Here is an 11,630-nt window from a genome sequence, read left to right as displayed (position 1 = left end):
GGATATTATTAAACATTATACGGAAAAGATTGCCCCTTTTAAGGCTCAAATAGTGGCCGTAAGCAGACAGGCAGCAGTTAGGTATAAAGAGGCGATTGATGAGTTAGATGGTCCAGAAGCGGCTGTATTAATCTCTGGCGGGCACAATGATGAGGGCTTACTTAAAAAATACAGTGTTGATAATGATCAGAAATCTAGAATAGTTGAGAGGTTTAAGAATCCTCACTCTTCACTTAAAATAATCATCGTTTGTGATATGCTCTTGACTGGTTTTGATGCCCCAGTTGAGCAGGTTATGTATTTGGATAAGTCTCTAAAAGAACATAACTTGCTGCAGGCTATTGCCCGAGTTAACAGAGTTTATTCTGAGAAGAATTATGGTCTGGTAGTAGATTATTATGGGGTCTTTGATAACCTTAAAAAAGCACTGGCTATCTTTAATCCTTCTGATGTGGAAAATGCTGTAACTCCAATTGAAGATGAGAAGCCAAGACTGGAAGCAAATCACAGAGAGGTAATGAAATATTTTAGAAATACAGATATGAGTGATCTGGAAGCCTGTATTGAGCTCTTTGAAGACGAAGAGAAGAGAAATGACTTCAAAAATGACTTTAAGGACTTTGCTAAGAGTATGGATATCATTATGCCGCACCCAATAGCTGCTCCTTACAGGGGTGATTTATATAAGCTGAGCAAAATCCATACAGCCGTTAGAAATAGGTATCGTGATGATAGTATTGATATCAAAGGTGTGGGAGAAAAAGTTAAAAAGCTAATTGATGATCATATCAGAGCAAGCAGTGTCAGAGTCCTACATCAGCCAGTATCTATACTTGATGAGAAAGAGTTTGAAGACACTCTAGATGACTTAAAATCTGATAAGGCTAAAGCCAGTGAGATGGAGCATGCGATAAAGAAAGAAATTAATGTACAGATGGAAGAAAATCCTGTCTATTATAAAAAACTAAGTGAGCGACTGGAAGAAATCATTGAAAAGCGTAAAAACAATCAAATGAGTCTTTTAGAGCAGATTGGTGAGATGAAGGATATTATTAATGATATGAGAACAGTTCAGTCGAAAGCAGAAAAACTGGGGTTAAACAAGAAAGAGTTTGCCCTCTATGAACTTCTTTTAAATGAGAGAGATAAAGAAGAAAAGGGCAAAGTTGCAGAAGAGCCTGGTGAATATACTGCAGGTGAGAGTAATAACGAGCCTTATGTAAACAAAACTGTCAAAGAAGTTACTCAGAATATCTTTAATGACTTAAGTGAGTACACTAAGATTGATCTCTGGCGGCAAAAAACAGAAGTGCTGCAGAAAATGCGAAAAACAACCAAGGTTCATTTGATCAAATATGACGAGTTCAAGCAGAAATATGAGAGTTTAACTAACAAGATAATTAAGCTCTCTCAGAATATATTTATGTTTTAATCGGAGGTAAGAATGCAGCAGATCAAACTGGGAAATAAACTAATAAATTATGAAATAATACGCACTAGACGCAAAACAATGGGGATTATTGTTGAGCATGAGAGGAATTTAATAGTTAGATCTCCAAAAAATACAGAAGATGCTAAAATAGAAGAGGTATTAAAGAAAAAAACTAACTGGATTCTTTCCAAATTAAAGGAAATGGATAAGATTAAGCCGGCACCAAAAGAAAAAGAATTTATGACCGGAGAGAAACTTCCCTATTTAGGTCGAAGATATAGGCTGGAAGTTAATCCAGCAGAAATTTCAATAGTAGAAGTAAAGCTCTACCAGGGTAAGTTTATTATTGACTACCCAGTTGAGTTTACAGATAAGAAAGAAAAGCGACGAGAAGAAATTCGGACTGCATTAATTGAATGGTATCGTGAACATGCTAAAGAAAAGATTAATGAGCGAGTGGATAAGTATAAAGTTAAGCTTGATGTTGAACCAAATAATGTAGTTGTAAAAAAACAGAAGAAACGCTGGGGCAGCTGCAGCAGCAAGAATAACCTTAATTTTAACTGGAAGATCATTATGGCACCAATGTCTATTGTGGATTATTTGGTAGTACATGAACTCGCCCACTTAATTCATGATAATCATTCTAGAGATTTCTGGGCAACAGTAGCTGCTATTATTCCTGATATTAAAGAGAAAAAAGAATGGCTTAAGGTTAATGGAAAGAGGTTATATTTTTAAGATATGTGTTGATATAAAAAATATTTATTTAAAATTTTGGGGGGATGATTGTGGAAGAAGTCAAAAATAAAGGTATGAGAAACTCTAATTATCCTGCTCTCTTTAGGTCGGCAGATTTAGCTTCAGCAGATGCTCAAAACTCATATTTGTTATTAATTCGTATTCATTCTGTTTTACTAATACTTTCAGCAGGTTTTTCTGTATATGGGATAAACAATAAAGGTTCTGCTATTTTTTCAGCTTTAGTAATAATTAGTGCTATATTTGTGTCGTTATTAATTATTTTAAAAAAAGATGAAGATAGGTGGTATAGAACTAGGGCTGTCGCTGAGTCGGTTAAAACAAGTACTTGGAAATTCATGATGAAAGCTGAACCTTTTACAGATGAAAAAAACAAAAAAGTAGTTAAATCAGAATTTTTAGGACGTCTTAAAAATATATTAGACGAACACAAAAACTTATCCCATGAGCTTGGAGATGAGAATTCTTCAGAGAAACAAATCACCTCTTCAATGCTTAAAATCAGGGATATGCCTCTTAATGATAGAATAGATTTTTATAGAAAGAATAGAATAGATGAACAAAGAAAATGGTATGCAAAAAAGGCATCTGATGCAAAAAAACAAAGTTGTTTTTGGTTTTCGTTACTAATTATTTGCCAATTAATTGCCATTGCTTTTATAATCTTCCGTGTAGCATATCCTAATTTCGGTTATTGGCCTGCAGAAATTTTTGTTGTTAGTGCTAGTGTAGTTTTAACTTGGATTCAAATTAAACGTTTTAGAGAACTTGCTTCTGCTTATGGACTAACAGCTCATGAACTTGGTTTCATTAGAGGAGAACTAGACAGTGTAGAAAATGAAAAAGATTTTATACAATTTGTTATTAATAGCGAAACAGCATTTTCTAGAGAACATACTCAGTGGTTGGCACGAAAAAATGTTATATAAGTTTTATTTATGTTTAATAATTGGTAGATAAGTAACATACATTATTAGGAGGTAATAGATCATGGGTCATAAATGTTATATTTCTTTTAAAACTGAAGATATTGATTATAAGAATTATATTCAATCGGACATGAGTATTGATATGATAGATAAGTCTTTAGATGAACCGATTAACTCTGATAATGAAGATTACATTATGCGAAAAATAAGAGAAGATTACCTTGCTGATTCAACAGTGACTATTTTTATAATTGGAGAATATAGTGCAGAAAAGTTGGGTTGGAACGAACAAAGATTTATAAAAAGAGAATTACAAGCATCCTTATATAATGGAGAAAATAATACTAGAAATGGAATACTAGGAGTTGTGTTACCTAACATGGAACCAAGTATATATAAAGGGGACTATGAATGTTCTTACTGTGGAGGTACTCATAATTGGGTTGCTATAAATGATGATACTGTAATAGATGAGTTTAGTTATAATTATTATATACCTAATGATAAATGTTCTCATTCTGAAGAAGATAGATATTGTGTATTGGTAAGATGGGATGATTTTAATAATGATCCTAAAAAATATATTGATAAAGCATATGATAAGAGAGCAGCATCAATTGCAGATAAAGTTAAAGTTTATGGAAAATAATAATGTAAAGTATATAATTTAGTTACTTATTGAAACTAGCTGAGAGTCTTATAAGTATTTGGTTTTTAAAAGAATAGAAGGGAGAAAATATGGATGATATTTGGTCTAAAATTTCTTTATTTGAGAGTAAAGATTTAGTTAAAAAGTTTTATAAAAATAAACATGATAGAGAGTTAAACTCAGGTAAAGCAGAAGAAATAGTTTCCAGTATTTCACAAGGTAAAGAATATTTTAATAGTGCTAAAGATGCTAATGAAATTGTAGCGCCCTTACTATTTTATTACGGAGTTTTGTCATTAAGCAGAGGTGCTATTTTATTTTTAGATCCTTTTTTAAGAGCAACAAGTTTAAAACCATCTCATGGATTAGAAACTACTAGTTGGAATAATGTTCTGTGTCAGGGTATAAGTCGAATACCAGATTTAAAAGTAAAAATTAATAATGGAACTTTTTTAGAATTATGGGAGGTTACTAAGAATACAGAAATTTTTTCAGTATTCACTAATATATACCCTAACCGTATGGACATCAGTATATCAAGGAATGAAGATGATAATATTGGTAATAATATTGCGTTTAAAGAAGTATTATCAAGAATACCTGAATTATCAAGGATATTTGAGCAAACCTTTGATGATTATTCTAAATGTTATAAATCTATTGCTAAAAAACATTCTAGGTATATTAAAATATCTATTTTAGAATCTGGGTTAGGTTTGCCTGATAAAGACCTGATTAAAGAAGAATTTAAATTACCTAATGATATTGATATTGAAGAAAAGGACGATCATGACTTAATAAGGGGTGCAAAAAATATTTCTTTTTCAATACCTTGCTCAAGTTTAGAAGAATTCAAGGAGAGGGTCCCTTTAATTAAGAACGATAATGAACAAAATATTTATATTGTTACTCCAATAGATAATGTTAAAGTATCTTCATTACTTAATATTTATCTAACCTCATTTTTTTTAGGAATGTTTGTTAGATATTATCCAACTCATTGGATGAAATTAATTACAAATTCTAATGGAGATTTTTCCTATCCTATTTTAAAGAAGTCTATTTCAGTTATAGAACATAAATTTCCTCGATTAATCTTTGAAAAATTAGAACACTAATTTTCATTCTGTTAAGTATAAGTATCTATGAGCAGTGAAATCTAATATAGCTTAATTCACCACAATAGTTAATAAGGTGAGTTGACATTTGTGGTCTTTATTGCTGTTATAGCAACCTTAGCGGCGGTGAAGGCCCAATATTTTGCTTATGAACTCACTTCAATAGATGTCTATTCTGTGTTAAATGAGCTTTTATGTATCTTAAACAAATTAGAAAGGGGATTAAACTAATGAAAAAAGTTGAGCCGATCAGAGACAAGGAATTGATTGAGGAGATTAAACGCTTATTGTTGATGGATAATTACAGGAATTATCTACTTTTTGTGCTCGGAATTAATACTGGCCTTAGAATTGGAGACATGCTGCAACTAAAAGTTTCTGATGTAAGGAATAAGACACATATCCAGATCAAAGAACAGAAGACTCAAAAGTCAAAGAAGTTCTTTATTAATGGTGTTTTGCGAGATGCTTTAGATCAATACATTAAAAACATGGCTGATCATGAGTACCTCTTTCAGAGTAGGAACGGGACCAACAAACCGATAACTAGAAGTCAGGCATATAGAGTGCTAAGTTCTGTAGGTAAAGAAGTTGGTCTGGAATCCATTGGCTGCCATTCTACCCGTAAAACCTTCGGTTACCACCATTATCAGCAGTACAAAGATGTAGCAATGCTGCAGAAACTTTTTAACCATTCTGCTCCGAGTATTACTCTAGATTATATAGGGGTAAATCAGGATTTGATGGATGAATCAATGAAAGACTTCGAACTGTAAGTTAGAAAAGCGATAGTGCTCTAAGCTCTTATGTAGAAAGGGCTGAGGAGGGTTGAGAATAGCAGTTTGGAGCCTTGTGTTTATGCTGGGTATTCTTTATGTAGAACGGTTAGAAACAGCTTTAAATAGCCTTTGTGTGCTCCCAGTAGTATATTGGTTGTTAAGCTTTTTTTCTACTGCAGATATGTGCTATAATAGAGTTAGTAATACGCATCTGAGTATAATAAGTCCAGTAGGAGGATAATGACATGCCTAGAAAAATGGAGATAGAATATCCTGACACTTTGCCTGATTTACTTCAAGAAAGTCCTGAAGAATTTGAACGAGAAGCTAAATTGGCAATGGCGGTCAAACTATTTGAACTTAAACGAATATCTTCGGGTATGGCTGCAGAAATGGTTGGGATGGATCGAGCCGCATTTCTGTTAGAGTTGCACAGATATGGTGTAGAAATGATAAACATGGATCCAGAAGAATTAGCTTCTGATGTTGAGAATGCCTAAAACTCATTAATTCCTTCATTACTGGCAAATTTCTTGAAGGAGGTGATTATAGTGGGGAAGAAGGAAAAGAAATCTGATTGTCGTTTCATCTTAAAAAAGAAGAAAAAAATTAGTGAAATGAAACAAGTTAGTATTTATGTAACTCAGGATCAAGATGATAAAGCTAATGAACTAAGTGAGAGATCTGGTCAAAGTAAATCATACATTTATAGAGAAGCATTTTATGAATATTATGATCGTGTTGAAGTAAGAGATTAATTTTTTAAGATACATCATCTTATGGTATAAGTTTGGGTAGCATATCGATTACAATATTATCGATTCCTATAAAGATAATAAGATGAATCAGCATGATGATAAGATTTATAAATTATATTTGAGACAAAATATTAAAATTAGGAGCTGATAACCGTGACAAAGCAATTTGAAGTCGGCGCAAGTTACCAGGCAAAGAATTATAGAGACAGTGGCTATAACTTTCCAAAAGGAGAGTATCACCTTAAAATTATCCAGGAAGGATTTCCTGAAAAGCCAGTTAATGATGAAGAAGAACTAGTCATTGCTGAAGAACAGTGGCTGGAAGGTTTAGAGGGTACTGATCAATACAAGACTGATCTGGAAGGTAATTGGTACTATTTTGAGTTTCCTTTAAATGATGAAGGAGTAGAATACATGTGGATACCTGAATCACTGGTATTTGATGTATTTGAATAAACGTTAAGTATAGCAAGAAATGGACCTTTTCTTTCTCTGGCCGGCTGAACCACTATTATATAAGTTTTAGACATAGATCTCCTGTTGGTTATAGCCCGGCAGTTAAAATCCTGCGGCGCGCATCCAGGTGTTATCTAATAGGGAGTAAGAGTAAAATATTTAGTTGTCAATGTTCAAGCAGGAGAGACACTATGCTGCAATAGTAGCTGGCATATATCCCTGATCTTTGTAGAAAAGTTCATGCTTTGCCTGATAGTATATATCTTTGGTTATGATGTCACTATTAAGTTTCTCTGCTATTTCTAGAATCTTATCCAGTAACTGGCCTGCTCTTTGTTCTATCATTGAGTAGAGATTAGAATCTTCCATAACTCTTCTTTTTATGTTGGAGCTTTTTGAATACTCTCCCTTACCTTCGATTAACCCACTTTCCCAGTCTACCCCAACAGAATTACTAAACACATATTGGTCCACCTGTCGTTGTAATTCAGGAGTAATTACCTCCAGTGGCTGTTTTAGTAAGTCATTACTTCTCAAAAGTATTTTTCTATTTTTAGTTCTAGAATCTTTTCTAGTTTCACTAATTTCTTCGCAGAGATAATTTGACAACTTAGTCGCTTTTGCCTTTAAATTATCTTTTTTACTGATGTGTAGGCCAGGTCTACTAATCGAATTAAGAGAGCTAATATGAGCTATTCCGTGACCCCACTTATCCTGAAGTTTAGATTGCTCCAGGTACTTTAGATTAGACAGCATGTGAAAGTGTGGTCTACCATTTTCCTGGAATTCTAACACTGCTATGTATTTGAAGTCACCTTCATAGGCTTCTGATAAATTCTTCAGATTCTCAATGAATTTACTGAAAGCAGAGTAGGCATTTTCAATATTATACGGAGACTTACCAGACAGAAGAGAGTTGATTCTTGAAGCAAGTTCTCTTTTAATAGCTTGATTACGAGCACTGACACTTTTGAATGTTTTTTCATCCTTTACAAAAGATTCTTCTATTTTGGAAATCATAGATGAAGCCTGCTTGATTAAGATGTTTATAATTTTTTTACGTAGATAATTTTCTTCCTCACTGTTATTTAAGTATCTTCTATCTTTCTCCTTTTTATACTTCAGGTTGGTCTTACCTTTAAGAAGCTGCAATTCACTTTCACTCAACTGATCAGCAAGGTAGAGTTCATTTTTATCTTTATCGCTTCTTTTTGAAGAAAAGAGGTTGTAGAAGTCTACATCTCCCATAGTTACTGTGGTAAAAGTATTCATGTCTTCAATATTAGCAATGGTCAATTTCCAGGTCTTCTTTTTCAGTTGATTGATATTAGAAGCTATTCTTTCTTCTGGAGTTGGAGTATAGGTACTTTTACTTCTTGATGGTTTGTTATCATTTGTCTTAGACTTCCATTTATTTTCCTTTTCTCCGCCCCTGTATATTTCATCTTCATAACTTATTTCATCGAGAATATTACCGTATAGATCTAGCTTTCTCGAGTACCATACTCCTTTAATATCCCTTTCGATAGAGTTTAATGTTGCTACATTTCTGCCTTCCGCCTTATCCTCATTCTTTTTCATGGTAGTTCTGAGATTTTGAGCTGTCACTGTCATTGTTATTACCTCCGTTATTGTTTTCCTGTTTCTTTCTGCTCTGGAATATATCTTCTTTAAGCAAACTAAGTATTTGAATGTTACTGAGTTTAGATTTCTTTAACTTTAAGATTTCGTCTACTTTCACTGTTTTAGAAGCCTCCTTAATCCGATCACAGGATTTCGTAAGTACTTAAGTAGTTATTTAAAAGAACTTAACAGCAGGTCTTTTTTTATGGCTGAAGGCAGAGAACCTTGCTTGGGATCCTCTACCTTCATCCCCCCATTTTAAAAAGTGCTTCTATATATATAATACCGATTAAAAGGCCGTTTTTGACAGTGAAATTCAAATTTTGATAATAAAATTACTCAAGCTCACTAAAAGAGCATATGTTCATTTAGAATGAAAGTTAAAATATTAGTAAATAAAAAAAGACCCAGGCCCGTTAAGACCTGGATCTGTTGGAGGATTTTCAGATTATTACTTCACTATTCTGAGTGTGATAATTTCGGGGGAGAGGAGACTCTTCTTTCTCCCCCTACTATTATAATTAAACGATTACCTGTTCTTCCAAATCTAGATTTTCTTCAGATCCGTAAAACCAGGCAAGGAACTCTGCCCTTGAGACTGTCCATTTACCTCCCATCTTTCTTGCAGGAATTTCTCCTGCTTCCAGCATCATATAAATTTTAGAATCAGATAGGGGTAAAAGCTCTTTTAAGTCGCTCACACCTAAAGAAAAAGGTATCTGCTCAAAGTCAAAGTTGATCTGTTCTTTTACTGCATTCTTAAAATAAATTATCAGATCTGTTTTAGTATCTTTCATCTTAAATCCTCCTAAAATATTAGTGTGTGCAAATATTGAACAACAATCAATTGCTGCTTATTTGCTTTATTACAATAATATTATAGCATGAAGCCTTCTTTTTGTAAAGTATAATCCTAAAATAATTAAAAAAGTGTTTGTAATAATCCCGAAAATGTGTTACAATCTATTTAGAGGTGAGAGAAAGTGAAAAAAGATAAAGTGAAATTAATGAATTTAGTAAGTAGAGCAATTGGTGATAAATCAGTCACGAAGTTTGCTAAAGAAGCAGACATACACAGATCTTATTTATCTAAACTCAAAAACGGGTCGCTTGAGTTTGATCCTAAGCCAGATATTTTAGAAAAAATAGCCGAGAATAATGATAAAGTTCGTTATATTGAATTAATGGTAGCCGCAGGTTATCTGGATGAGAAGTATCTTTTAGTTATGGATAAGGATGACGAGGGGCAATATGAGGAAAAAAAAGACACTCAAGGAGCAAAAGGGTTACTTTCAACTTATCTTGAGCAGGTAGAAAAGAAGAACCCTAGAGAAATGGTTACAAGTTACAATTATAATAATGAAGCTTTTTGGGATGAGAAGCAAGAATGTGTTAAAGAAGACTATTTCACTTTTCCAGAAGGGTATGTTACAGATTCCTCTTATGCTTTAAAGATGACAGATAATAAATTTAAGGATTGGGGAATTGTCAGAGGTGATTACATTCTAATTAGACCCATGAATGATGAGCCTGAGAATGGCTCTACAATATTAGTGATTATCAGAAAAGGTGGTGATTGCAACAGAACAATAAAAAGATACTACATTATTAATAAAGATAAGGTGAGGCTAGAACCAGATTTTGAGAACTATGGTGAAATTGATAAGACAGAAATTGAAGTTAAAGGATTAGTAGTTTTTGTAGGAAGACAATATATAAAATAATAGGAGGAATTAATATGGGAAGCTTTAAAAAGTTAAAGTCAGGAAACTGGCAAGCACAAGTTTATATTGGGAAGGACCCAGAGACAGGAAAGACAATGAGAGAGTATAAGACATTTACCCGTAAGAGAGATGCAAAAAAATGGGCTAGAAAAATGGAATTGCAGGCTGATCAGGGAGTTGTAGTACAGACGGACATGACAGTAAAGGATTTGTTACTGAAGTGGTTTGAGGAGTACGCGGTTGTTCAGACAGAAAAGACTACTCATGATAGATATGAGATCATACTTAAAACTCACCTGATTCCTGCCCTCGGACATATTAAGTTAAAAGAACTGAGTCCGGCTCACATTCGAGTATATTTGCAGAAGAAGCGGAAAGACGGGAGAAAAGACGGTAAAGAAGGCGGGTTATCAGAAGCAACTCTATTAAAGCACTATAAGAAGCTGAAGCAGGCTTTGAGCTTTGCAGTCAGAAACAGATATATTGCAGCTAACCCGGCTGATCCTGTTGAAGCACCAAAAATTGATCGGAGAAGGAATAATACCATTGTTGCTTTAACAAAAGAAGAAATAAGTAAACTGTTAGATGTTGCTAAAGAGGATGATCCGCTATTACATGATTTTATCTATCTTGCAGTCCATACAGGGATGAGAAAAAGTGAGCTTTTAGGCCTGGAATGGGATAATGTTGACTTTGAGAATAAGAAGATTCGGGTGAGACAGGCTCTGGTAGGTGAAAAGGGTAATGGCTCTGTTCTAAGAGAAAGTACTAAAACGGCAAATAGTAACAGGAATATCGATATTACTGACGAAATAGTAGAAGTACTGAAGAAAAGAAAAGAGAAACAAAAGGAGTTCAAAGAATTCCTGGGAGATAATTATCACGATGAGTATAATCTGGTGTTCTGTAAAGAAGATGGTGAAAAATATTATCCAGACAGATATAATGTTAGATATGCTGAATTAAGAGATAAAGCTGGATTAGATAAAGAAAAAACACTCCATACACTTCGCCATACACATGCTTCGATTCTTCTGCAGCTAAATGAACATCCTAAGATTGTTCAGGAGAGATTGGGTCATGCCTCAATCACTCAGACAATGGATACTTATTCTCATTTAATTCCGACTTTACAGGCTGAAGCTGCTGAAAAAGCTTCTAAATTTCTGGATGCTTGATTGAGGTGGATAGAAAGTACTGCGGTGAAATCACGGTGGGAAGCTTAATGAGAATAGATACTGAAAAAGAAAAACTGCTATAATCGCTGTTATAGCAGGAATGATATATGGTGCCCCCGGTAAGAGTCGAACCTACGCTCAAGGCTTCGGAGGCCTTTGCTCTATCCACTGAGCTACGGGGGCATTACCTAAATTATTTTAACAGAATGAGACTTTAATGTC

General features: G+C 33.8%; 14 protein-coding genes and 1 tRNA gene. 11 read left to right on the top strand and 4 right to left on the bottom strand.

Annotation, left to right across the window (positions count from 1 at the left end; all coding sequences use genetic code 11):
• From CI949_RS11480 to CI949_RS11440, 9 genes are all read left to right on the top strand, one after another.
• The coding region (locus CI949_RS11480; RefSeq protein ID WP_290766663.1) for a UvrB domain 3-containing protein at positions 1 to 1,432 on the top strand (1,432 nt) is incomplete at its 5' end.
• Positions 1,433 to 1,444: 12 nt separating this feature from the next.
• Complete coding sequence (locus CI949_RS11475) at positions 1,445 to 2,173, top strand: M48 family metallopeptidase (protein WP_089722903.1); 729 nt, start codon at positions 1,445 to 1,447, stop codon at positions 2,171 to 2,173.
• Between the two features lie 50 nt (positions 2,174 to 2,223).
• Positions 2,224 to 3,123: a DUF4231 domain-containing protein gene (locus tag CI949_RS11470; RefSeq protein ID WP_180363593.1), complete on the top strand. Its 900-nt coding sequence runs from the start codon at positions 2,224 to 2,226 to the stop codon at positions 3,121 to 3,123.
• Positions 3,124 to 3,184: 61 nt separating this feature from the next.
• Entirely contained in the window at positions 3,185 to 3,772 is a 588-nt protein-coding gene (locus CI949_RS11465) for a TIR domain-containing protein (RefSeq protein ID WP_089722905.1), read from the top strand.
• 89 nt (positions 3,773 to 3,861) lie between these two features.
• Positions 3,862 to 4,890 (top strand): YaaC family protein, encoded by a 1,029-nt coding sequence (locus CI949_RS11460; protein WP_089722906.1) that lies wholly within the window; start codon positions 3,862 to 3,864, stop codon positions 4,888 to 4,890.
• A 230-nt stretch (positions 4,891 to 5,120) separates the two neighbouring features.
• Entirely contained in the window at positions 5,121 to 5,666 is a 546-nt protein-coding gene (locus CI949_RS11455) for a site-specific integrase (protein WP_089716841.1), read from the top strand.
• 248 nt (positions 5,667 to 5,914) lie between these two features.
• On the top strand, positions 5,915 to 6,169 hold the full coding sequence (locus tag CI949_RS11450) for a UPF0175 family protein (protein WP_076544530.1): 255 nt from the start codon (positions 5,915 to 5,917) through the stop codon (positions 6,167 to 6,169).
• A gap of 51 nt (positions 6,170 to 6,220) precedes the next feature.
• Positions 6,221 to 6,427 carry a ribbon-helix-helix domain-containing protein gene (locus CI949_RS11445; protein ID WP_089716842.1) on the top strand — a complete coding sequence of 69 codons (207 nt, stop codon included), beginning with the start codon at positions 6,221 to 6,223 and terminating at the stop codon, positions 6,425 to 6,427.
• 153 nt (positions 6,428 to 6,580) lie between these two features.
• The gene (locus tag CI949_RS11440; protein WP_076544532.1) at positions 6,581 to 6,883 is read left to right on the top strand and encodes a hypothetical protein; all 303 of its coding nucleotides are present in this window, start codon (positions 6,581 to 6,583) and stop codon (positions 6,881 to 6,883) included.
• Positions 6,884 to 7,072: 189 nt separating this feature from the next.
• Here the strand turns inward: CI949_RS11440 and CI949_RS11435 are convergent, their stop codons facing one another.
• From CI949_RS11435 to CI949_RS11425, 3 genes are all read right to left on the bottom strand, one after another.
• On the bottom strand, positions 7,073 to 8,497 hold the full coding sequence (locus CI949_RS11435) for a hypothetical protein (RefSeq protein ID WP_076544533.1): 1,425 nt from the start codon (positions 8,495 to 8,497) through the stop codon (positions 7,073 to 7,075).
• The gene (locus CI949_RS11430) at positions 8,451 to 8,624 is read right to left on the bottom strand and encodes a hypothetical protein (protein ID WP_158531783.1); all 174 of its coding nucleotides are present in this window, start codon (positions 8,622 to 8,624) and stop codon (positions 8,451 to 8,453) included. The genes CI949_RS11435 and CI949_RS11430 overlap by 47 nt, the downstream gene beginning before the upstream one ends.
• Positions 8,625 to 9,027: 403 nt before the next feature.
• The gene (locus CI949_RS11425; protein ID WP_076544534.1) at positions 9,028 to 9,303 is read right to left on the bottom strand and encodes a helix-turn-helix domain-containing protein; all 276 of its coding nucleotides are present in this window, start codon (positions 9,301 to 9,303) and stop codon (positions 9,028 to 9,030) included.
• 186 nt (positions 9,304 to 9,489) lie between these two features.
• Between CI949_RS11425 and CI949_RS11420 the strand changes: the two genes are divergently transcribed.
• Both CI949_RS11420 and CI949_RS11415 read left to right on the top strand, forming a co-directional pair.
• Positions 9,490 to 10,230, top strand: a complete 741-nt coding sequence (locus CI949_RS11420; protein WP_076544535.1) for a LexA family transcriptional regulator — start codon at positions 9,490 to 9,492, stop codon at positions 10,228 to 10,230.
• A 14-nt stretch (positions 10,231 to 10,244) separates the two neighbouring features.
• Entirely contained in the window at positions 10,245 to 11,408 is a 1,164-nt protein-coding gene (locus CI949_RS11415; RefSeq protein ID WP_089716845.1) for a site-specific integrase, read from the top strand.
• A gap of 108 nt (positions 11,409 to 11,516) precedes the next feature.
• Here the strand turns inward: CI949_RS11415 and CI949_RS11410 are convergent.
• Positions 11,517 to 11,591 (bottom strand) — tRNA-Arg (locus tag CI949_RS11410).
• Positions 11,592 to 11,630 lie beyond the last annotated feature (39 nt).

Source organism: Halanaerobium sp. (assembly GCF_003070835.1).
Note: the sequence above shows the minus strand (reverse complement) of the source record. Positions and strands in the feature narration are given on the sequence as shown.